This window comes from Methanocaldococcus sp. FS406-22 (genome assembly GCF_000025525.1).
Classification (GTDB): Archaea; AGJL01; Methanococci; order Methanococcales; family Methanocaldococcaceae; genus Methanocaldococcus.
This window is the reverse complement of the sequence record NC_013887.1, coordinates 591,127-614,902: the sequence shown is the minus strand read 5'-3', so window position 1 is coordinate 614,902 and position 23,776 is coordinate 591,127. Positions and strand designations below refer to the sequence as shown.

Sequence of the window (23,776 nt, the reverse complement as noted above, 5' to 3'; positions counted from 1 at the left end):
TATAAAAGGTGAGAGATTGGAAATAAGGAAGAGGTATTTTCTAAGCAAAAAAGATGTCAAAAAAATAAAAAAAGAATTAGAGGAGTTTTTTGAAAATGTTGATGAGATAATTCCAAAAAAAGGTAATGTGGAAATAGCTATAACCGATGACTTTGAGATAATATTGGTTGATAAAGAACCAATTGCATTTAAAAAAGATGATAAAGTAATTCCAACATTAAAATTGTTATTAAAATCCCTCCCTAATAAAAATTTAGTTGTAGTTGATATGGGAGCTATAAAATTCTTAATAAATGGGGCAGATGTAATGGCTCCGGGAATTGTAGAGGCAGATGAAAACATTAAAGAGGAAGATATTGTTTTTGTTGTAGATGAAACCCATAAAAAGCCAATATGTGTTGGAATTGCATTAATGAATGGAAAAGAGATGAAAGAAGCAGATAAAGGAAAAGCTATTAAAAACCTTCACTATGTAGGGGATAAAATCTGGAATTTTAAGGGATAAGATGAATGACAAGAGATATTTATTAACAATAGGTATTTCCCTAATTTTTTTATCCATATTAGTTTATTTAATACATTTTTTGATTTTTAGGAAGGTTGATTACATATTAAGCTATTTTTTATTGCACTTAGCATTTGTCCCTATTGAAGTTTTGATTGTGAGTTTAATCATTGAAAGAATTTTAGATTATAGGGAGAAAAAGAAGATATTGGAAAAATTAAATATGGTGGTTGGGGCTTTTTTTAATACTGTTGGAGAAGAGCTTTTAAAAATAATTTTAAATGGTGATGTAGGGAATATAAAGGATTACTTAAAAGTATCAGAAGATTGGGATGATAAAACTTTTGAAAGGATAAAAAAGTTATTAAAAAGCTATGATTGCAACATAGATATGGAGAAAATTGATTTATATGGACTTAAAAATCTGTTGGAAAGAAATAAAGATTTTCTTTTAAGATTGATGGAAAATCCTATGCTATTGGAGCATGAAGATTTTACTGAATTACTAATGGCAGTGTTTCACTTAGCGGATGAGTTGCACAGAAGAGAAGATTTAAGCAACCTCCCAAAAAGTGACTTAGAACATTTAAAGAATGATATTATAAGAGTATATAGATTGCTAATAATTCAATGGCTAAACTATCTAATGCACTTAAAAGACAATTATCCATATCTCTATTCTTTATGTGTGAGAGCAAATCCATTTGATAAAAAATCTATAATCATAAGGGATGATAAATGAGGGAGAATAGATTTGAGATAATATACAATATATACAGAATTTTATTGAACTATTACGGAAACCAGAATTGGTGGCCTGCTGAAACAAGGTATGAGGTTGTTGTTGGAGCAATTTTAACCCAAAATACAAGTTGGAAAAATGTGGAAAAAGCCATTAATAACTTAAAAAATGAGAATTTATTGGATGAAGAAAAAATACTTAATGTTGATGAAGATAAATTAAAAGAACTTATAAAGCCAGCTGGATTTTATAATTTAAAAGCTAAGCGTCTAAAAAATGTAACTAAATTTATTGTTGATAACTATGGAAATACAGAAGAGATGGCTAAAACAGATAAAGATACTTTAACATTAAGGGCTGAACTCTTATCAATAAACGGTGTTGGGAAAGAAACGGCTGATAGTATTTTGTTGTATGCGTTAGATAGGGAGAGCTTTGTTGTTGATGCATACACAAAGAGAATGTTTAGTAGGTTAGGGATAATTAATGAAAAAGCTAAATACGATGAAATTAAGGAAATATTTGAGAAATCTCTGCCAAAAGATTTGGAAATATACAAAGAATATCATGCGTTAATAGTAGAGCACTGTAAAAAGTTCTGTAGGAAAAAGCCATTATGTGATAACTGCCCAATAGTGTTTTTCAAAATTAACAAAATTTATTAAGGAAGTTTGAACGCTTCCAAAGGAAGGCGTTCATCTATACCTTTGATTATTTTAAAAAGTTTTGAAAAACATTATAAAAAAGTATATATATGTGATTGGAAATTATAAGGGTTGATATTTATAAGATATTAAAAGGTGGAGTAGATGAATAGACCAGCAAAAAAACAGCAGCCAAAGAAAGTTATCCCAAACTTTGAATATGCAAGAAGATTAAACTGGAAAAAAGTAAAAATATTCTTAAGAAATGGGGAAGTGTTAGATGCTGAAGTTACAGGAGTATCCAACTACGAAATAATGGTAAAAGTTGGGGATAGAAACCTATTAATATTTAAACATGCCATTGACTACATAGAATACTAATTATTTCTCTTTTTTCTTTTTTATTTGTTATACATAATTTATAAATACCGATGAATGGATATAAACTATTTTAGTTAAGTTTAAATCTGAGAGGTTAATATATTACTTTTTACAACTTTAAATTAAGGGGATATAAAATGCCAAAGATGGTTTTATTACCAAGAATGACCATGGCTTTAGGGGGGTATATTAGAGAAACCATATTTCCTTATGAAGGAGACGATGTAAAGCCATTCCCATACAGAAATGTTATAGTTGGAAATCCAACTGACGAGCCGATAAAGATAGAAGTTCCTGTCTATGATGAGGATTGGATAGAGAGGCATAGAAAATTGGGCTTAATTGTTGTTCCAGTGAATGAGGATGATGACTTTGTTGGATTATTCCAAATGGTTAAGGAAAAAGTAAAAAAAGCATAAGTAGGTATTTGATTAATTTTAATTAAAAATCTTAAAAAGGGAGTAAGATATGATAAAAGGAATTTTATTTGATTTAGATGACACCCTATACAACTCATCAGAATTCGTCAAAATTGCAAGGAGAGAAGCGGTTAAATCAATGATAGATGCTGGTTTAAATATAGAATTTGATGAGGCAATGGATATATTAAATAAAATCATCAAAGACAAAGGTTCAAACTATGGAAAGCACTTTGATGATTTGGTTAAAGCTGTTTTAGGAAGATACGACCCAAAGATAATAACCACTGGAATAATAACCTACCATAACGTTAAAGTAGCTTTGTTAAGACCCTATCCTCATACAATAAAGACATTAATAGAACTTAAGGCAATGGGACTAAAGTTGGGAGTTATAACTGATGGGTTAACCATAAAGCAATGGGAAAAACTTATTAGGTTGGGAATTCATCCGTTCTTTGATGATGTTATTACTTCAGAGGAGTTTGGTTTAGGAAAGCCTCATTTAGAGTTTTTTAAATATGCATTGAGTAGAATGGGTTTAAAGGCAGAGGAAACTGTATATGTTGGGGATAGGGTTGATAAGGATATAAAACCAGCAAAGGAACTGGGGATGATAACAGTTAGAATATTGAAAGGCAAATATAAAGATATGGAAGATGATGGATATAGCGATTACACAATAAACTCTCTTCAAGAACTCGTAGATATTATTAAAAACCTAAAATAATAAAATTTTGGGGATAGTGATGTTTAAGGAGTTTAAAGCACTGTTGTCATTTTTTACAAGAATTCCAATCTATGTGGAAGATTTTGATTTTGAAGATATTGCCAACTATTTTTATTTAATTATTTTAATTGGCTACATATTCGGAATTTTTAGCTTAATATTTGGGTATATTTTTAGTTTTTTGTTTCCTGATTTTTTAGCAGCTATTTTAATTTTATTTTTTATTGAATATTTAAACGGTTTCCATCATATAGATGGTTTAATTGATTTTGGAGATGGATGGATGGCTGTTGGAGACAAAAAAAAGAAATTAATGGCAATGAAAGATAGGTATATTGGTTGTGGTGGTTTAGTTTTTTCCTTTTTTATCAATTTAATGACAGTTGCATCCATGTCTTATATTTTAGACATCAACATTCTATACTTACTGGTCGTAGAGGTTTGTGCAAAGCTTGGGATGCTGAGCTGTTCAACGTTTGGAAGTCCTTTAATTGAAGGAACTGGAAGATACTTTGTTAAAAAGGCAGATGAAAAGTTTTTAACAATTGGAATTATTTTATCTCTCCCGCTACTTTTAATATTTAGTGGGGTTGATAGGAAAATCGTTATAATAGCTATAATAACAGCAATAATTACTGGTTTGTGTATGGCTAAAATAGCTAAAAAGCATTTTGGTGGGGTTAATGGAGATATATTGGGAGCTTCAAATGAAATAACGAGGGTTGTTGTTTTAATAACAATTATAGCAAGTATTAAGATATTTTCATTAATAATCTAAGTTTTATATGTGGTGAGATTATGAAAAAGCTTTTAATTGCTTTTATTTTGATTTCTATAAGTTTGTGTGGGTGTGTTGATTTTAAAAGTATTGAGAATTATGGAAATTATCAAAACTATAATAATTTTGTAAATACTCATGAACACTATTATGGAAGGGTCGTTAAAGTTGTAGATGGAGACACTGTTTATGTAAATGTTGATGGAGAATTATGGAAAATTAGGTTATTGGGAGTTGATACACCCGAAACATACAAGAAAAATAACCCTCATGAATACTATCTACTAAATGGTACACCAATAACAAACATAACTTATTTAAGAGAATGGGGGATAAAAGCCAAGGAATTTGCAAAAAAAGAGCTTGACCATAAAACAGTCATAATTGTCTTTGACAACAAAGCTCCAAAGAAAGATAAGTATGGGAGATATTTAGCTTATATTTTTATAAATAACTCTAACAACTTAATAAACTTCAATGAAGAGCTTTTAAAATATGGTTATGCGAGAGTTTATATTAGTGATTTTGAGTTGAAAGATGAATTCTTAGAAGTTGAAAGAGAAGCAAAGGAAGATAGAGTAGGTTTATGGAATTGGCATAATAATTAAGGGGATAACTTATGGAAGGAAATGCCTATGCGTTATCATGAACCTTTTAGTAAAAGGTTCATCAAAATTTAGCGGGGCTTCACTACGTTCAGCCCCACTTTATTTATGGTGATAAAAAGCAGTGCAGTGATTCTTATGGAAGGGAGAGCTTATGCGTTAGCATCTGGAACAATAATAAACGCAATAGCGACAGGTAAGGGCTCAGCTTTTGGGCTAAATTTGAAAGTCTATGCAAGAGTTAAGTTAATAGACGATGGAAAAAATAAGATAGAAGGGAAAGTTTTAGATAATCCAAATATTAAGCCAAATTTAATAGTAAGATGTGTTAAAAATACATTAGATTATTTTGGGTTAAATTACTCTGCCTATGTTGAGACAAAGACAGAAATTCCTATAAAATCAGGTTTAAGCAGTAGTTCAGCCACTTCTAATGCAGTTGTTTTAGCAACATTTGATGCATTAGGGGAAAAGATAGATGATGAACTAATATTAAATTTGGGCATAAAATCAAGTTTTGATGAAAAATTAACAGTTACTGGAGCTTATGATGATGCTACAGCATCATACTATGGAGGAATTACCATAACTGACAATATAAAAAGGAAGATTTTAAAAAGAGATAAGATGAGAGAAGATTTAAACGTCTTAGTTCTAATTCCCAATTTAGAAAAGAATGTTGATGTGAATAGAATGAAATTGATAAAAGATTATGTTGAAATTGCCTTTAATGAGGCTATTAATGGAAACTATTTCAAAGCTTTGTTTTTGAATGGGATTTTATATGCATCAGCGTTAAACTTTCCAACAAAGATAGCAATAGATGCCTTAGAAGCTGGAGCAATAACGGCTGGCTTATCTGGAACTGGACCGAGTTATATAGCTATAGTTGAAGATGAAAATGTTGAGAAGGTAAAAGAGAAGTTAAATAGGTATGGAAGAGTTATTTTAACTAAACCAAACAATGATGGAGCGTCTATTTACTAATTTTAATTTTTTATTTTATGAAATCTATCATGATTTTTAATGACAAATTATAAATACCAAAATTGTAATAATGTAGTAATAAAATATACAGAAAATTAACACTAAAGTAGTGATTATAAACTCTTATTATTATGGTGGTGTTATGAAAATCACATTTTATATGTGGGCATCATACTGCTCAATATTAAAAAAGGCTTTGGATGAGCTAAAAAAAGAAGGGAAAAACATTGAGTATAAAATATATTCTAACAGAAATTCTATTACTGATGAATTTTTAGAAGATGCCAAGAACTCTGACTTAGTTTTTATTTACAAGACATCATCAGATGATATTGACTTAGAGAAGATAAAGAAGTTTAACGAAAACGTTATAGTTGTTGCCCAAGACCCAAGTGTCTGGAACTCTGAAAAATCTGCTAAATGTTATTTATTTACAACTTATGGGGGGTTAGACAACTTCAAAAATATGGTTCTATATTTGATGGGAGAGAATAGGGAAATTGTAAAGCATCCATTCCAAGGTATCTATTATAAAGGAAAGATTTATGAAGAATTAGAGAAATTTTTAGAAGAAGTTGAGTTTGATAAAAAATACACTGTTGGAGTTTTATTCTCAAGGCATTATTTAGTTAATGATGATATGGATGTGATTGAGAAGCTATTAAATAGATTAGATAAGGAGTTTAACGTAATTCCAGTATTTTCTTATGGGGCTAAGTGTGAGGAGTTAAATGCCTTAGGAAGTGGAGAGAGTGTTTTAAAATACTTCTTTAAAGATGATAAGCCAGTAATAGATGCTTTAATCAATCTGCTATCATTTCCATTGGGAACTGTAAAAGATAAGGGAGGTTTAAACAAAATCTCTGGAATAGAGATACTCAAAAAGTTGGATGTTCCAGTGTTTCATCCAATAATGAGCTACTATAAAAGCTACAAGGATTGGAAAGAAGATAAGCAGGGTTTATCAGCAGATATTGGTTGGTCTGTTGCATTGCCAGAATTTGAGGGAGTAATTGAGCCAATTATTATAGGAACTACAGAAAATGAAGCTGGATTGGAAAAGAAGTTTGGTATTGAAGAGAGGATAGATAAAGTTGTTAGAAGGATAAAAAGATGGATTGAGCTAAAATACAAACCTAAGAAGGATAGAAAGGTTATATTTATATTGCATAACAATGCATGTGCTTCTGTTGAGGCAACCGTGGGAAGTGCCGCTCACTTAGACAGCCTCCAGAGTGTTATAAACATTATGAAGAAGTTAAAGGAAGAGGGTTATTATGTAGAAAATATTCCAAAAGATGGGGAGGAGTTAGCTCAACTAATTCTGCAGAGAAAGGCAATTTCAGAGTTTAGATGGACTACTGTAAATGAGGTTATAGCTAAAGGAGGATATCTATACTTAATGGATGAAGAGGAATATTATAAATATTTCAACACACTCCCAGAGAGTGTAAGAAACAAGATTTTAGAGACATGGGGAGATTTAAATGGCAAAGACATCCCAGCTGGGATGATTTATAAAGTTAATGGCAAAAATAAGATAGTTATAACTGGCTTAAAGTTTGGGAATGTTTATGTCTGCGTTCAGCCAAAAAGAGGTTGTGCTGGGGCAAGATGTGATGGTAGAGTCTGCAAAATTTTGCATGACCCTTACTGCCCACCAACTCATCAATACATTGCCAGCTATAAATACTTTAATGAGATTGGAGATGTTATAATCCACGTTGGAACTCATGGAACTTTGGAGTTTCTTCCGGGAAAGAATGTTGGATTGTCTAATGAATGCTATCCAGATATTTGCATTGGAGATATTCCTCATCTCTATATTTATAATTCAGACAACTCACCAGAGGGAACTATAGCAAAGAGAAGGAGCTATGCAACTATTATAGACCATATGCAAACAGTTATGACAGATGCATTTTATGAGGAGTTGGAGACATTGGATAGCTATGTAGAGGAGTATTTGAAAGAGATGGATGCCTCAAGAAGGCATCAATTAGAGCATTTGATAGTTGAAGAAGTCAAAAAAACCAACCTATTAAAAATCAAAGAAAAAATTGAGAAAATTGAAAAAGAAGGAAAGATTCATGAGAAGTTTAAAGAGATATTTGATGAGTTAAGAGATACCTTAGAGATGATAAAGAACTCAAAGTGCAACGATGGAATGCACATCTTTGGAGAGCTTCCAGAGGGAGAGAGGAGAGTTGAGTTTATAAAGGGTATTTTAGAGTTTGAATATAAAGATAAAGATTTAAAGAAGAAAATTTCTGATGTATTGAATGGAGAAAGTATAGATGATAAAAAATTAGAGGAGAAGATTAAAGATATCAATGAAAGGATTGAGAAATCAGATGAAATTGGCTCTCTATTGAGGGGCATTGATGCCAAATATATCGAACCCGGCCCCTCTGGGCTGATAACAAGAGGAAACTATGATATTTTACCAACTGGAAGGAATTTTTACTCATTAGACCCATACAGAATCCCTACAAAATCTGCATATAGAGTTGGGGTTTTATTGGCTGAGAAATTGATTAAAAAATACTTAGAGGAGGAAGGAAGATATCCCGAGAATATTGCTTTGTATTGGATGGCATCTGACATAATGTGGGCTGATGGAGAAGGAATGGGAATGATTTTATACTTGTTAGGAGTTAAACCAGTTTATAGAGGAGGAAGGGTTGTTGGTTTGGAAATTATTCCATTGGAGGAGTTAGGAAGGCCAAGAATTGATGTAACCATAAGAGTTAGTGGAATAACAAGGGACATGTTCCCAAACTGCATAGAGCTTGTTGATGAGGCAATATTAAAGGTTGCAAACTTAGATGAGCCATTAGAGATGAACTTTGTAAAAAAGCATGTTGTTGAGAGCTTAGATAAAGGTTTGTCATTTAGAGAGGTTACATTTAGAATATTCTGCTCTCCTCCCGGCACTTATGGAAATGGGGTTAAATATGCTGTCTATGCAAGTGCTTGGGAGAATGAGGAAGATTTAAAGGATGCATTCATTCACTGGAACTCCTATGCCTATGGAAAGAATATTTATGGAAAAAAGGCAGTTGATGCATTTGAAAATATTCTAAAGACGGTTGATTTAACATTTAATAAGGTTGTTACTGACGAATATGATTTATTTGGATGTTGTTGCTACTTTGGAACGCATGGAGGTTTGACAAATGCGGCAAGGGTTTTAAAAGGAAAGGAAGTTAAAGCATATTACGGAGATACAAGAAATCCAAACAATGTTGAAGTAAGGACTTTAAAGGAGGAGATTGAGAGAGTTAGCTTAACAAAACTTCTAAATCCAAAGTGGATTGAGGGAATGAAGAGACATGGCTATAAAGGAGCTGGAGATATAGCCAAGAGGATTGGGAGGGTTTATGGCTGGAGTGCTACAACTAAGGAGGTTGAAAATTGGATATTTGATGAGATATTTAATACGTTTGTAAAAAATGAAGAAAATAGGAAGTTCTTTAAAGAGCATAACATATATGCTTTAGAAGAGATTGCAAGGAGGTTGTTAGAGGCATATCAAAGAGGATTGTGGAAGACAAGTGAAGATAATATTGAAGAGCTAAAAAGGGTTTATTTAGAGATCGAAGGAGATATTGAAGAGACATATAGTAATATAGCAGATATTGGTGAATTCCAAGGAGGAAGCATAGATATAGACATGATTTGGAAGGAAAAACTTATGAGCAATGGAAGGTAATTCCTAAGCTATTTTTATTATTTTTATAAAATTTTATAGAATTTTTATTTTTTATAGGGGTTTAACAAATTAAACCGTTTTTTATAAATATCTTTTTTGCAATTATAATTTTTAGCTAAGATTAACAGTGAGGGATAGTATGGGAGTGCAGTTTGGTGATTTTATACCAAAAAAGATTATCTCCTTTGAGGATTTAAAAGGAAAAAAAGTAGCTATTGATGGAATGAACGCATTATATCAATTTTTAACATCTATAAGATTGAAGGATGGTTCACCATTAAGAAATAGGAAGGGAGAGATAACCTCTGCCTACAACGGAGTTTTTTATAAAACTATCCATTTGTTAGAGAATGACATAACTCCAATCTGGGTTTTTGATGGTGAGCCACCAAAATTAAAGGAAAAAACAAGAAAAGTTAGAAGAGAGATGAAGGAGAAGGCAGAGCTTAAGATGAAAGAGGCCATAAAAAAAGAGGATTTTGAGGAAGCGGCTAAGTATGCAAAGAGAGTTAGCTATCTAACTCCAAAAATGGTTGAAAACTGCAAGTATCTGCTAAGCTTAATGGGAATCCCTTATGTTGAAGCTCCTTCTGAAGGAGAGGCACAAGCAAGCTATATGGCAAAGAAAGGGGATGTTTGGGCTGTTGTAAGTCAAGATTATGATGCTTTGTTGTACGGCTCTCCAAGGGTTGTTAGGAACTTAACAACTACAAAGGAGATGCCAGAGTTAATTGAGCTGAATGAGGTTTTAGAGGATTTAAGGATTTCTTTAGATGATTTGATAGATATAGCCATATTTATGGGGACTGATTATAATCCAGGAGGAGTTAAGGGTATTGGATTTAAAAGGGCTTATGAGCTTGTTAGAAGTGGAGTAGCTAAGGATGTTTTAAAGAAAGAGGTTGAGAACTATGAAGAGATTAAAAGGATATTTAAAGAGCCAAAGGTTACCGACAGCTATTCACTAAGCTTAAAACTTCCAGATAAAGAGGGAATTATAAAATTCTTAGTTGATGAAAATGATTTTAGCTATGAGAGAGTTAAAAAGCATGTTGATAAGCTCTATAACTTAATTGCAAATAAGACAAAGCAAAAAACATTGGATGCATGGTTTAAATAATTTATATTTTTGGGATATCTATGAGAAAGATTTATTTTATCTCTGATACGCATTTTAACCATGCAAACATTATAAAATATTGCAATAGACCCTTTTCAAGTGTTGAAGAGATGAATAAAACTCTAATAAAAAACTGGAATAACATTGTTAGGGATAAAGATATCGTTTATTTCTTGGGAGATTTTGTTTTAAGCAAGAATAAGGTTAAAAAAGCTAAAGAACTTATAGAACTGCTAAATGGTGAGGTAATTTTTATAAAAGGAAATCATGACAAGTTTGGTGAGAAGTTTAGGGTTATTGAATATAATGGCTATAAATTTATGCTAATCCATAATCCGGATAGCTCTTATACCTTTAATTTTGATGGTTGGATTATACATGGGCATCATCATGCAAATCACTTAGACGAATATCCATTTATAAATCCTAAAAGAAAGAGGGTTTGAAACAGTTTCTTAGTTTTTGTAGCATGTTGTAATATATAAATACTTATAGTGACAGATTATTATAAACAGCAAAAAAACTATTTAGTGAATAAACATGTCAGAAATAATCAAACTAACTAAAACTATAGTATTGAAAAGCAAGCCATTAACAAAGACAAAAATAAAAATCATAGAAAACATTATCGAAATGTATAAAGACGTTTTATCTATTGCCCTAAATTTTGGTTTAAAAAATAAGAGAAAAAGTCATAGAAAGATTAGAGAGGTGATCTATGAAGAAATAAAAATTAAATATCCAAAATTACCAACTCATTATATTTATACTGCCTCTCAAGATGCTTCTACACGAATAAAGAGTTTTATATCCATGAAAAAGAAAAATAAGGCATGCACTTCAAAGCCAGAAGTTAGAAATGTCTCCTTATGGTTAGATGATATTTTATTCAACTACAAAAATTTCAAAACCAATATAGAGAGATTATTTTCTATAAATAAAGAGGGAAAGAAAACCTTACACTTAAGATTATCAACTCCGAATGGTAGGATTGTTATTCCCCTAAAACCACATAAGCAATTTTTTAAACTGCTAAATGAGGGCTGGAAGATAAAGGCAGGTTTTAAATTAAGACTTAATAAGGAAGATGGAACGATAGCTGTTTTAATTCCATTAGAGAATGAAATAACAATTAATGACAATTTTAAAGAAGTTTATGCATTAGATTTTAACTTAGACAATATAACTTATGGTAATTTCGAAAATATAAAGATGATAAAAACTGATTTAGGGAAATTAACCGAAAAATACTCTAATATAATGGCTAACATTCAAGAAAAATTCTCATTTAAAGTAATTCATAGGCAGGATAAACCGTTAAAGAAAAAAGGTTTTGTTTTGCTTAAAAAATTCGGTAGGAGGTTAAAAAATATTAGAGAGGACAAGTTAAAAAAGTTGGCTAATAAAATAGCTAAAGAACTTAGAGATAAAAATGCAGTTTTAATTATCGAAGATTTATCCCCTTATTTTAACCAAAATATTGCTAAAAAGTCGTTTAAAAATCTAAAACATAAATTGCATAACATATCTGCTAAAAAATTCTTAGGTTATTTAAAAAATAAATGCTTAGAATTCGGAGTTAAAGTTGTTGAGGTAAATCCTGCCTATACTTCGGTATTATGCCCAAATTGTGGAAATAGGTTATCTCAACTGTATAAATTAGTCGATGAGAGGGCTCTGCCTTCGAGACCAATGTATTGTTTTGAATGTGGATTTTATGCTGATAGGGATGCTGTAGCTGTATTCAATTTGATAAAAAGATTTTGGGGGCTTTCCGTTGTCCCTAAAAGTCCAATGAGACCATAGTTGAGGGAACGGTGTTCCCGATGAAGCTATAGGTTGAGGACAACCCGTTTCCATAACTTATCGATTTGTATGATAAGTTATTAAATGCTATGATAAGTTATGGAAACGGGAAACGGTTAATGTTTCTGTTGAAGTTATTGACTATAAACCAGTTAGTTTGGATTTGATTATAAAATTAATAGAAAGAGGAGAAACCATTAGAACAATAAATGATTTATGAACATAAAGGGATTGCTTGATTTTAATAACTTTTGTAAAAAACTATAAATACTCCCATACACTCAAAATGCTCACAAAACCAACAATTTTAACGGTGTATATAAAAATTAGTACATATTTAATGTTAGTTTAAAATATAATATCTAAACCTTACTTTATGTAGTGATAGCTAATGTAAGAAGTAGTAAGAGATATAAAAGGTTTTTGTGTTTATCTGTTTATTTTATTAATCTTTCAGCTAAAATATAATTTACAAACTCGCTCAATACTCCAAGGGCTAAAAAATAATAACTTAAAATAGAAATAGTATTTGCATAATTTTCATTATTTTTTATCAAAGAAACTACTGAATATATTAGGAGGATTACTGCTACAAGAATGAATTTTTGCCCCAATGAAAAAGATTTTATTGAAAAATAAGTTTTCTTAAATAGATTATATAGGCTACATGCTATCATTTTCAATTTTGAGATATAAAGTAGAATAAGCGTTATTCCCAAAATTCCTAATATTATTTGCATACTCGTTTTTATAAAATATAGGTAGTAAGGAATATCAGTTTTTAAGTACGTGTAAGTTGCAATTACTAAATAAACAATTAACGCAATAATGGAAATGTCTAAAATTATACTCCTAACTTTCTTTATTCTATCTTCCATAACATCACCAAATTTTTTTAAATATGTATTAAGATAAATATGTCTATAATAATATAAAAAGGTGAAACAGTGAAATCCATCATCTTAGCAGGAGGCGTAGGAAGTAGGTTGTTTCCTTTGAGTAGGGAATACTACCCAAAACAATTTATAAAGTTCAAAGCATTTGAAAAATCTCTCTTTCAACTAACTTTTGAAAGAACTTTAAAGTTGTCAAATATAAAAGATATCTACATAATAACTAATGAAAAGCATAAATTTTTGGTTTTAGGACAAATTGAGGAGTTAGGTTACAACTTTAATGAAGAAAATATATTGATAGAGCCGATAGGAAAAAACACTCTCCCGGCAATATATTATGGTGTTAAAGTTATAAAAGAAAGGGAGGGGGATGACGCTGTTGCTGTTTTCCCTTCAGACCATTTAATTGAGGATGGGGAGGGGTTTGTAAAATCTGTTAAAGATGGAGTTAAGTTGGCAGATAATTATTTAATAACTTTTGGAATAAAGCCGAATAAGCCTCATACTGGATATGGCTATATAAAACCAGGAGAAAAGTTAGATGTTGGTTATAAAGTTGATGAGTTTAAAGAAAAGCCAGACTTAGAAACAGCAAAAAAATACATTGAAAATGGTTATTTGTGGAATAGTGGGATGTTTCTCTTTAAAACAGATGTTTTTGAAGAAGAGGTTAAAAAATACTGTCCAGAAGTTTATGAGGCGTTTAAAGAAGATGATATAAATAAAGTTTATGGAAAAGTTCCTGACATTTCAATCGATTATGGAATTATGGAAAAATCCGATAGAGTGGCGGTTATTCCAATAAACATAAAATGGAGTGATTTGGGAAGTTTTGATGCTATATATGACGTTTTTGATAAGGACGATAATGGAAATATTATCCATGGGGAAAATGTTATCTTAAATTCAAAAAATAATCTCATATATACCCATGGTGGAAAATTAGCTTCTTTAATTGGAGTTGATGATTTGATTGTCGTTGATACGAGGGATGTTTTATTAATTTGTAATAAAGGAGAAAGTCAGAAAGTTAAAGATGTGGTTAAATATTTAAAACAAAAAGGTGATGAAAGAGTTTTATTCCATAAAAAAGTTTATAGGCCATGGGGATGGTATGAGGTTTTGGAAGAGGGGAGATTTTATAAAGTTAAGAAAATAACTGTCTTGCCTGGGAAGAAGTTAAGTTATCAATTGCATTACCACAGGAGTGAGCACTGGGTTGTAGTTAAAGGTATGGCAAGGGTTGTTATTGAAGGAGAGGAGAAGTTTGTTAGAAGCGGGGAGAGTATCTTTGTAAGGAGTGGCTATAAACATAGGTTGGAGAATCCTGGAAAGATTCCTTTGGAGGTTATAGAGATTCAGGTTGGGGAATATTTGGAAGAGGACGATATTGTAAGATTTGATGACGATTGGAATAGGAAATAGAAGTTTATTTAATTTTTAAATTTAATTTTATCTTTAATTAAGCATGCGATACATAACATTAGAGATATTAAGGAGATTATGTAAGAAGGCAAGCATATTTTATAAAATCTTTCATAGGTTATGATATATTTATCCTCCTTTTCTTTTATTTCGTAGGCATTAACAACGCCATAAGCTTTTAAAGGTTTTTCTCCATTTAACTTCCAATCTTTTGAATATTCGTTTGTGAATATTATATACCTTAAAGGTTCATCTTCAATAACATATTTTGCAGGATTTATCTCTTTGTAATTTAATGGTTTCCACTTGTCTGAAGTTTTATTAACTCCACTTCCAATTAAAATTAATTCTTTTGATACATCCTCTTTATTGCTTAAGTTTATAAGCTCATCAAGGTTTTTTACATATTCAACTCCTTCAACTGAATAAATCTTTCCTTTGAATCTTTCATTTTTAAACACATAGAAGTTCTCTGTTTCTAAAACTAATTTTAAGTCTTTCTGTTTAAATAGGAAGTCGTAGTTTTTATAATCCACTTCTTTTGTTAATAAGACATATTTTACTCCAAGAGGAGCCACTAAAGAGCCAAAGTTATTGATTTTTTCTTTATTTTCTAAGAGATAATTTATGTAGTTTTGATAAGGTGTATAAACTTCAGTATATATTGAATCTGCTTCAATATTTTCTGCAAAAATAACATTTTTATCGAAAAATGTTTGTGAGGGATTTACTATTCTTTTATCTTTATTTGGAACCCAGTGAATGTCCATATATAGATGCCAAGGGAAGAATAAGATGTTGAAGTTATCCTTATCTTTATTTAAGAAGTTATTCACCTCATACCAATCTTTTGGATAATCTGTTGGTTTAATTTGATTGTCAAATCCGTTGAAGAAAGTGAAAGAGTATATTAAAGGAACTAAAATAAAGAAAATCATTATATTTTTTTTTATTTTATTTGATTTATGGCTTTCTATTATTTTCTTCAATCCAAACGCTCCCAATATTGAATAAGAGAGAACTATCAATGTAACAAATTTATGGGTTTCTCTCATTCCTTTTAGGATAAATATATGATTAAAGAGAAATTGGAATACATCTTTGAAAAATCCTGTTATGCCTGTAGCAAACAATAAACCAATTAGCCAAATCAGAGCAAAGGATATAACATAGACACCAACTTTTTTATTTTTATAATAACTTATAAACCCATAAATTGATAAGGAAAATATTATGATAAATAATATTTCCCAAAATGGTAGGTAGTCTTTTGCATAGGTATAAGCTGGTCTCCAGAATCCATACATGCTTGCCAATGTAAATAAAGGAGAGAAGGAATCAATCTTTGGAGCAAATACATATAAATCATGGAGTGTTATATAATTAACCAATGACGAGGATTTTGCAGTTAGTAATGGGATTAGCCAGTAAAGATTTATCGCTGTAAATGATATCGCAAATAAACTAACTGGTTTTAGTAATTTTAATGATTTTTCTTTGATTAGTTTTGTGATTAATATTATTCCATAGGCCATGAAAGCCATAAATAATGTATGTGTATTGAAAGCAATCAATGAAGTTATTAATGTTACTTTTATAATAGACTTTTTATCTCTATTTTCTAATAATTCAATGAAATATTTTATCCCCAATGGCAATAAGCTGTATGCAAATAAAATAAACCAATGTCCAACTATTATTCTTATGTAAGTGTAAGGGTTAATCATATACAAAATACCTGCATAAAAACTTCCAACTTCTGAGTTAGTTAATTTCTTTGCCAATGAATAGGCAGAGAATCCACTGAAAAATAGGATAAATAATAATAGTAATTTTTGAAAGATATCTGCTGGGATTATATTAGCTAAGATATTAAATGACAAAGTACCTCCATAGGATGGAGCAACAAAACCATAAAATTGATTAATTAGATTATGATTACTTAAATCTGGTAACATATCCAATAGAAAGAAATATTTATCTGAGAAGATTGGTATTGAGATTATTATTGATAACAAAAGATAAATAAGGAGTATTTTGTATTTTTTTAATTTTTCTATATTCATAATACCCCTCTAATTTTTACTAAAAATGGCATTTGTATTATGGATGAGAATATTGATAACATTAAAACAACATCTACTATTTGATTTATATCCCAATGGAATAAAGTTATTCCAATTATTTCAATTATTAAAGTTAAAGTTAAAGCGTAAGATACTCTCGTTACTCCTAATGATAGGAGATAATTCATCATCAGCCCAGAAATTGCAAAGAAAAACATTGCTAAACTATACTTAAATAAATATGGAATTGTCTTTAGATATTTTTCTCCAAAAATAATTTTTACAATTAGTTCTGGAAAGAATTTGAATAGTAACAAGATTGGCAATATTAAAATAATTGTTAATATTAGTGCTTTTATAAATAAATTAAAGTGGTTTAATCCTTTTTCTTTTAGTTCTGATACTTTTGGGAATAAAACTATTGCTATCCCCCCTGGAGCAAAAAGAATTATTTTTCCTAAGACAGAAACTGATGAATAAATCCCAGCTAAAAAATCAGTTAGATAGTGTTTTGCTAAGATAGTATCTATTGAATAACTTGTTGTGTAAGTCAATAGTGCCAATAAAGTTAAAGTTGAGTACTTGTAGAGGTTAGGGATTTTAAATGGTTCTGGTTTTATCTTTATTAAATCTTTTAAGAAATAAAATGAGATAATAAAAACAACAATATTTGCAATTAAAAATGGAGCTAATGCTCCACTAACGCTAAATCCTAAATAAACCAATAAAATCCCTAACACAAATTTTAAGAACGCCCATAGTGTTTGAGTTATCCCTAATGGAATGAATCTCTGCAAACCTTGTAGGATTCCTTGATTTGTAGGCATTGCATAGGCGAATAGTAGAGAGGAGAATAATATTAATGCTGGTATTTGAGATGGAAAATGGAGATAGCTTGATAAGAAGGGAGTTATCATAAAAAATAAGATTGTAGTTATTACTCCAAATGTGAAAGATTTTTTTAATGCATACCTCCAAAAGTAGGAGATTTTATTAACTTGATTCTTTGCTTTTAATTGGGAGGCATATTTCGTCATTGTAGTTTGAACTGTTGAAGATAATACACTAAAAATATAAAAAATATTTATTAAAGAAAACAAAATCCCATACTCCTCTGGAGTTAGTAATCTCCCCATAAAAAGTTGATATAGGTAGTTAAAAAATGCTGTTAATAAGCTAAAAAATACCATTATTAAACTATGTTTTGCTAATTTTTGCTCCATAGTATCTCCTTATAAACCATCAAAATAATCAAATATTTAGTTTTTGTTTAATATTAATGTTTCCTATCTTTTTCTCTCCTCCAATCGTAGAGTAAGTATGCAATGCATGCCAAGAAAGTTGTTCCAGAGATTGCTAAACCAATATCAAACCAATCTTGTGGCTTGTATCTGATGATTATCTTTAAATCTCCTGTTTCATTTATGTAGAAACCATTTATTGCATTATACAACGGAACTGGAGAAACTTTTTCTACTAATTTTCCATCCTTGTATATCCTTGCTTCCCATAGTGGGTCGTAGCTCTCAGCAAATGACAACATGAAGGGTTTTGTTGTATTTACTTTAACTTCCCATAAGGTTGGGTTAATTTTTTCAAATTCAATAATCACTGGTTTATAAAAGGTAGAAGATGAGTTATGATTAGGCTGAGTTAGTATTATACTTTCTAACCATATAGGAGGATTAGCTGAGAGGATAAAATAATTATTTGCCCCATGAAGAGGTATCTTTATTATACATTCGTTTGTTGCGTTTATAATTGTGTAATTTGATTTTTTCCCAGTAGTAACATTCAGAAGTGATGTTGATATATGTTTGTATGAAACTCTGACATGATACGGGCAGTATAATTTTTTTTCATAATCAGAGGAGATACGTCTTAACTCTTCGTCATAGACAGAAACCCATATGGTATTAGTTTCCCACCATATAAATTCGAATCTTTCTGGCATTAATCCTATATGTAAAGAGGAATCATTGGAGAAATTTACAGTAAAATCATACTCTATTTGTGTTATAGGATAGTCTATTTTAACAGGAATATCGACATATTTTTCATTGGAGATTGTTAATAATTCATGACGAATGGTATGATTATTTATCTCTATGGTGAGATTTTTAAGAGAACCTTCAAAGAATTGATTTTCATTAAGCCATGCATCTCCCCCAACCCTAATTTTTTCAAAGAAAGGTTTTCGTATAGTGGCAGTGCAAGGATAAGCCTCATCTATCATAGTTTTATTGTTAATTTCAAGCTTAACCATTGTGATTGGTTTTACTTTTAGAATTAAAGTGTAATTTTTAGATTTTTCTACAGGAATTGTAATTCCTTTAGAACCCAATACTTGTGGAATTTTCATGTAATATCCATTGTCGAGATTTATAAACAAACCTTGAGTGGTATGTATCAATTTCATTTCATTATCAGCCGATATTGCATCAATAACAGGAGAACTGTCTGGAAGCTCGTAAATCTCGTAATAGTTCAATTTTTTTACTAATCTTAGATTCAAATATTTTACCAATTTAGGGAAGTTTTTATAAGATTGTAGTATATTTTCACCGTCAGGTGCCTGCTTTGCCTGTTGAATTAGATTTAAGTCTTTTCTAAGAACAATATATTTTACACCCAATGCATGTAATGTATGATTTATCCTTTCACAGGTTTTTTCATCGAAATTTGGATTGCTTAAATCATCGTACATAAGTTTAGTTAGCTCATTAAACCTACAGGCATAGGTTATATGGTTGCCAGGAATTACCCATATTAAATAGTCTATTCCATGATATCCAAAGTTGGAATATATCCAAATACAATAAGAACATGGCACAAAAAACATCTTACCATTTTTTGCATATTCTTCTAATACTTTCCAATCGTGAAAAAGATTTTCTGAGGGCGTGAATTTGGTTTGAGGTTTATATGCCATATCTCCTTTCAAGGCGGGTAATGAAACAGTAATCATGCATATAATGACAGTAAATAACAATGTTCTATTAAGAATTTTATTAAATAGCATCTTTTTGCTATTAAGCAGTAAAGCCAGTGATGCAGAAAATGATAGTGTAGCAAAAAATAGTGGAATAGTGTTAAACTTATCGTATGTTGTTCGAAAAACCCATAAAAATTTACATTTAAGAAATAAAGTTTCAAAAATACTTCCATACGGTCCTTTAGGCAAAGCTAACAGAGGTATAGTTAATATGAGTATGCTAACGCTGACGAGATAAAGCTCCCAGAGATAACCCTTTTGTTTTATTATAGTTCTTTTTAAAATTAGAGGGAGATAAATAGATAATATTGTTATTAACCAACAACCTATAACCCATGGCTTTTTGTAGTATTCACCATAAGCGTCTAAACCTTGCCATAAGTAAGACGGATAGAGAAGTATGGCTTGCCACTCATATACCACAGTTTTCATAAATTGTAGGTTGTCTATTGGATTAATCATCTGCGATGCAATATTGAGTTGTTGAAATGTTGTAGTGAATATTAAAATTACAATTGGTAAATATGCTACAAAAAGCAGTAAAGAGCATTTAATTACATCTGAAACTTTTATTAACGGTTTATTACTGATTTTTTTAAGAATAAGTAGAAAACCTATTAAGAAAGGAAGTTGTATGGCCCATCGAAAAACATCCATAAACCCAAATCCAAAGAAAATGAACAACAATAATGAAATTAAGGTTAATTTTACTGGATGTTTGGAGTATAATAATATAACCAATGCTATAAGAGGAAATATTAAATAAAAAACTGTTCCACCTATTAGCGTGCAACCTAATCTATACACCGTAGAAATAGGATTAAAGAAGTAAAAAATCGTCCCTAAAAATGCAGCAATTTTGATATACTTACTTCTATCCTCATTTTGTTCAAGTAACTTATATATAAACAAATAACATCCTAAAAAACTACACGATAACAAAATAAAGTAATAAATAAATGCAGAAAATGATGAACCTAAAAATAAACTTAAAATATGTGGTAGATACTCAAATATTCCATAATAATTTGGAATTCCGTTAAAAGTTCTTTCATTCCAGGTGTAAAAGAATACATCCCAATTACTTTTAGATAATAAAAAACTGGCTCCTGCATCTTCACCCATAGTTACTCCATTAGTAAATGAATAATATAGTGATAACATAAATGACAATATGATAAAAGCAAAAAATACAAGTTTATTACTATCTAATGTTGATTTTAAATAGTTAATTTTACTGTGTTCTTTCATTTTATCCCCTCTGCAATACCCCTTAAATAGGCCTTTGCTATTTTCAAACTCTCTTTAAATGGTTTCCTGGATTCAAATATTATAACCTTTAAATAATACCCTGCTACAAGCCAATTAAAAATCAAAATAAAAACTAAAAATTGCCACCATTTGGAGTATTTTTTATGGTACATTATTCTATTTCTCCCACAGTAATATGCTCTAAATTCATTATGACAGTGGAGTAATCTCGATTTATCTTTAACATCTTCAGGTAGTGGTATATCATGCCAAATTATTGCTTTAGAGCTACAAACAATTTTATATCCGGCCTTTCTGATTCTTTCTCCAAAGTCTGATTCCTCATAATGAATAGGGAAAGTTTTATCGTCAAATACTCCAACTTTTTCTATCGCCTCTCGTTTCACCATAAAAGCATTTGGGAAATCATCTGTTTCCCATGTTTTTCTATTTGGTAAAGGTAACTCCCTACCAATAAAATAAGTTCTACTTGTTATCATGTTTCTTTTCGTCCCTGCCGACCAAATTCTTTTTTTATCTTTCCAATAATACATTATAGGGCCAACCACTCCTATTTTATCATCTAAAATGAGAAGTTTTACTAAATTTTCAATGCATTTTTTATCTAATATATTGTCATCATCAACTAAAAAAATCAATTCACCTTTTGATAGACCTATACCCCTATTTCTACTGCCCGATACCAGTAGATTTTTATTATTCCTTACAATTTTGAAATTAGGCAAATTACCAAATTTCTCTTTGAGATATTCGTAAGTTCCATCAGTTGAAGCATCATCTACCACAATTATTTCGATATTTTTGTAAGTATTTTCTAAAATTGAATTTATTAACCTCTCAACATGTTTTTTTCTGTTGTGTGTTGGAATCACTATAGAGACCAGGGGATTTTTATCCATTATTTACCACCATCTTTAGAACTCTTTCAAACTCCTCGGCACTCTTATCCCAGCTAAACTGCTTAGCCCATTCAATAGCATTTTCACTTAACTCCTCCCTTAAATCATAATCTTTCAATAAATTAATTAAGGTTTCAGAAAGCTTTATAATGTCCTTATCTTCCACTAACAGGCCATTATATCCATCTTTAATAGAATCCACCAGCCCTAGAACTCTATAGCCAACGGCGGGAGTTCCTACTGCATTTGCTTCAATAACTGATATTCCAAAACCTTCTTTTTCTGAACAAATTACATAGACCCAAGATTTTCTTAGTAGTTCAAATTTTTCTTTTTCTGAAACATATCCCCAAAAAATTACATCATTCAACTCCAAATCCTTAACGAGTTTCTCTAATCTGTCTTTTTCATCTCCTAAGCCTACAATCCATAATTTAGCGTTAGGTATTTCATTTTTTACTGTTTTAAAGGCTTCGATAATATTATCAACTCTTTTATACTTTTTAATCGGCCTAGATAGATAATTACTGGGTCATTAGATTTTTTCAAGTTTAAAAATTCAGTTAAAGACTCGCAATCAACTCCGTTATATACAATTTCAACATCTGAAAATCCAAGTTCTTCCAACTCACTTTTTGAAGACTTGGAAACGGTAATTATTTTGTGTTTTCTATAAAATCCCAGCATAAATTTCTCCATGATATAAACATATAATGCTAAGAATGGATTTAATTCAGTAAATAGGGTTTTTGCATGAATATGGTGGATAATCCCAATTATTGGAACGTTTTTGATATAAAGTGGAGTGCCGAGAGGTATTTTTGAGATATCATCAATAACAACATCATAACGATTTCTTCGTAATTTAAAAAACCAATATATCGGGAATATAAGGTTAAATAAGTATTTGTTTGGAATTCTATAAACAGTATAGTTCTCGATTTTTTCGATTTTTTTACAACCTTTAAAAGTTGAAGAAACAAAGTCAATTTTAAAACTTTTGGGCAATCTTCTTAATATTTCATGAATATGGACTTCAGCCCCTCCAGCCTCTGGATTTTTAATATCCCTCCAGTTTATAACCAAAATTTTCATTCTTTCACACTCAATTTCCATAAATACAGCTTAAAAACTAAATGTAAATAATTAACAATCTCTTTATGGTTTAACTTCGTTTTTCCATGCTTCCTAACTCCAAATCTAATAGGAATTTCTTTAACTTTTAAATCCCCACTTTTCACTAAAATTTCCAGTAAAATTTTGTATCCTATTAAGCTCCATTTTTTAATTCCCTCAATAACATCCTTTTTTATTGCAAAGTATCCACTCATGCAATCTCTAACATTAGTTAAAGGCCTCGCTAAAAAAGTAGCTCCTTTAGATATAATATCCCTCCTAACTCCCCAGCCGTCATCAACTTTCCCATTGTACCTGCTGCCAATAACTATATCATACCCATTTTCAATTTCTTCAATCATTTTGCTTAAAACAGATGAATCATGCTGGCAATCAGCATCCATGCAGATTAAATGTCTCCTTCGGCATTATAAAAGCCCATTAATATGGCACTGGCCAAACCCAGTTTTCCATATCTTCTTATTAATTTAATGGGATAAGTTTTACTCAACTCTAAGGCAACTTCCCATGTTCTGTCAGGAGAATTATCATCAACAACTATTATCTCATAATCATAATTTCTCAAATTCTCATCTATTTCTTTGACAACTATGGGTAAATTATCCCTTTCGTTATAAGTAGGCAATACAACAGAAATTTTGGTCATATTACCCC

Annotated in this window: 21 protein-coding genes and 1 pseudogene; 14 read left to right on the top strand and 8 right to left on the bottom strand. The window is 30.5% G+C overall.

All coding sequences use genetic code 11. From position 1 onward, the window contains the following. The first annotated feature begins 16 nt into the window (after window positions 1-16). The 13 genes from MFS40622_RS03100 to MFS40622_RS03040 all read left to right on the top strand — a co-directional run bounded on the left by MFS40622_RS03100 (window position 17) and on the right by MFS40622_RS03040 (window position 12,432). On the top strand, window positions 17-505 hold the full coding sequence (locus MFS40622_RS03100) for an RNA-binding protein (protein ID WP_048197440.1): 489 nt from the start codon (window positions 17-19) through the stop codon (window positions 503-505). Window position 506: 1 nt separating this feature from the next. Beyond that, window positions 507-1,247 (top strand): hypothetical protein, encoded by a 741-nt coding sequence (locus MFS40622_RS03095; RefSeq protein WP_012980218.1) that lies wholly within the window; start codon window positions 507-509, stop codon window positions 1,245-1,247. After that, window positions 1,244-1,912, top strand: coding sequence for an endonuclease III domain-containing protein (locus MFS40622_RS03090; RefSeq protein ID WP_012980217.1), 669 nt, complete (start codon window positions 1,244-1,246; stop codon window positions 1,910-1,912). The genes MFS40622_RS03095 and MFS40622_RS03090 overlap by 4 nt, the downstream gene beginning before the upstream one ends. Before the next feature lie 144 nt (window positions 1,913-2,056). Next, window positions 2,057-2,272 (top strand): RNA chaperone Hfq, encoded by a 216-nt coding sequence (locus tag MFS40622_RS03085; protein WP_012980216.1) that lies wholly within the window; start codon window positions 2,057-2,059, stop codon window positions 2,270-2,272. A 137-nt stretch (window positions 2,273-2,409) separates the two neighbouring features. Continuing rightward, entirely contained in the window at window positions 2,410-2,691 is a 282-nt protein-coding gene (locus MFS40622_RS03080) for an energy-converting hydrogenase B subunit P (protein WP_012980215.1), read from the top strand. A 49-nt stretch (window positions 2,692-2,740) separates the two neighbouring features. Further along, window positions 2,741-3,421: a TIGR02253 family HAD-type hydrolase gene (locus MFS40622_RS03075; protein ID WP_012980214.1), complete on the top strand. Its 681-nt coding sequence runs from the start codon at window positions 2,741-2,743 to the stop codon at window positions 3,419-3,421. 19 nt (window positions 3,422-3,440) lie between these two features. After that, window positions 3,441-4,199 (top strand): adenosylcobinamide-GDP ribazoletransferase, encoded by a 759-nt coding sequence (cobS, locus tag MFS40622_RS03070; protein WP_012980213.1) that lies wholly within the window; start codon window positions 3,441-3,443, stop codon window positions 4,197-4,199. 20 nt (window positions 4,200-4,219) lie between these two features. After that, window positions 4,220-4,807 (top strand): thermonuclease family protein, encoded by a 588-nt coding sequence (locus MFS40622_RS03065; RefSeq protein WP_012980212.1) that lies wholly within the window; start codon window positions 4,220-4,222, stop codon window positions 4,805-4,807. Between the two features lie 135 nt (window positions 4,808-4,942). Then, window positions 4,943-5,791: a shikimate kinase gene (locus MFS40622_RS03060; protein WP_012980211.1), complete on the top strand. Its 849-nt coding sequence runs from the start codon at window positions 4,943-4,945 to the stop codon at window positions 5,789-5,791. Between the two features lie 142 nt (window positions 5,792-5,933). After that, window positions 5,934-9,506 carry a cobaltochelatase subunit CobN gene (gene cobN, locus MFS40622_RS03055; protein ID WP_012980210.1) on the top strand — a complete coding sequence of 1,191 codons (3,573 nt, stop codon included), beginning with the start codon at window positions 5,934-5,936 and terminating at the stop codon, window positions 9,504-9,506. A 139-nt stretch (window positions 9,507-9,645) separates the two neighbouring features. After that, on the top strand, window positions 9,646-10,626 hold the full coding sequence (gene fen / locus MFS40622_RS03050; protein WP_012980209.1) for a flap endonuclease-1: 981 nt from the start codon (window positions 9,646-9,648) through the stop codon (window positions 10,624-10,626). A gap of 20 nt (window positions 10,627-10,646) precedes the next feature. Beyond that, complete coding sequence (locus tag MFS40622_RS03045; RefSeq protein ID WP_012980208.1) at window positions 10,647-11,072, top strand: metallophosphoesterase; 426 nt, start codon at window positions 10,647-10,649, stop codon at window positions 11,070-11,072. A 94-nt stretch (window positions 11,073-11,166) separates the two neighbouring features. After that, window positions 11,167-12,432: an RNA-guided endonuclease TnpB family protein gene (locus MFS40622_RS03040; RefSeq protein ID WP_012980207.1), complete on the top strand. Its 1,266-nt coding sequence runs from the start codon at window positions 11,167-11,169 to the stop codon at window positions 12,430-12,432. A 437-nt stretch (window positions 12,433-12,869) separates the two neighbouring features. Here the strand turns inward: MFS40622_RS03040 and MFS40622_RS03035 are convergent, their stop codons facing one another. Then, a complete protein-coding gene (locus MFS40622_RS03035; protein ID WP_012980206.1) occupies window positions 12,870-13,310 on the bottom strand; it encodes a hypothetical protein in 441 nt (146 codons plus the stop codon). A 69-nt stretch (window positions 13,311-13,379) separates the two neighbouring features. Between MFS40622_RS03035 and MFS40622_RS03030 the strand changes: the two genes are divergently transcribed. Next, window positions 13,380-14,753, top strand: a complete 1,374-nt coding sequence (locus MFS40622_RS03030) for a mannose-1-phosphate guanylyltransferase/mannose-6-phosphate isomerase (RefSeq protein WP_012980205.1) — start codon at window positions 13,380-13,382, stop codon at window positions 14,751-14,753. Window positions 14,754-14,761: 8 nt separating this feature from the next. Here MFS40622_RS03030 and MFS40622_RS03025 read toward each other — a convergent pair whose 3' ends face one another. The 7 genes and pseudogenes from MFS40622_RS03025 to MFS40622_RS09685 all read right to left on the bottom strand — a co-directional run bounded on the left by MFS40622_RS03025 (window position 14,762) and on the right by MFS40622_RS09685 (window position 23,768). After that, entirely contained in the window at window positions 14,762-16,819 is a 2,058-nt protein-coding gene (locus MFS40622_RS03025) for a hypothetical protein (RefSeq protein ID WP_012980204.1), read from the bottom strand. Beyond that, window positions 16,816-18,042, bottom strand: a complete 1,227-nt coding sequence (locus MFS40622_RS03020; protein ID WP_012980203.1) for an oligosaccharide flippase family protein — start codon at window positions 18,040-18,042, stop codon at window positions 16,816-16,818. The genes MFS40622_RS03025 and MFS40622_RS03020 overlap by 4 nt, the downstream gene beginning before the upstream one ends. 53 nt (window positions 18,043-18,095) lie before the next feature. Next, window positions 18,096-21,065 (bottom strand): hypothetical protein, encoded by a 2,970-nt coding sequence (locus MFS40622_RS09690; protein ID WP_012980202.1) that lies wholly within the window; start codon window positions 21,063-21,065, stop codon window positions 18,096-18,098. Beyond that, window positions 21,062-21,985 (bottom strand): glycosyltransferase family 2 protein, encoded by a 924-nt coding sequence (locus tag MFS40622_RS03010; RefSeq protein ID WP_012980201.1) that lies wholly within the window; start codon window positions 21,983-21,985, stop codon window positions 21,062-21,064. The genes MFS40622_RS09690 and MFS40622_RS03010 overlap by 4 nt, the downstream gene beginning before the upstream one ends. Then, the gene (locus MFS40622_RS09325; protein WP_369750819.1) at window positions 21,978-22,463 is read right to left on the bottom strand and encodes a glycosyltransferase family 4 protein; all 486 of its coding nucleotides are present in this window, start codon (window positions 22,461-22,463) and stop codon (window positions 21,978-21,980) included. Before MFS40622_RS09325 ends, MFS40622_RS03010 begins: the two co-directional genes overlap by 8 nt. Further along, window positions 22,442-23,080 (bottom strand): glycosyltransferase, encoded by a 639-nt coding sequence (locus tag MFS40622_RS09320; protein WP_052292127.1) that lies wholly within the window; start codon window positions 23,078-23,080, stop codon window positions 22,442-22,444. Before MFS40622_RS09320 ends, MFS40622_RS09325 begins: the two co-directional genes overlap by 22 nt. Continuing rightward, window positions 23,077-23,768: pseudogene (locus tag MFS40622_RS09685) on the bottom strand (polyprenol monophosphomannose synthase). Before MFS40622_RS09685 ends, MFS40622_RS09320 begins: the two are co-directional and overlap by 4 nt. Between the last annotated feature and the right edge of the window lie 8 nt (window positions 23,769-23,776).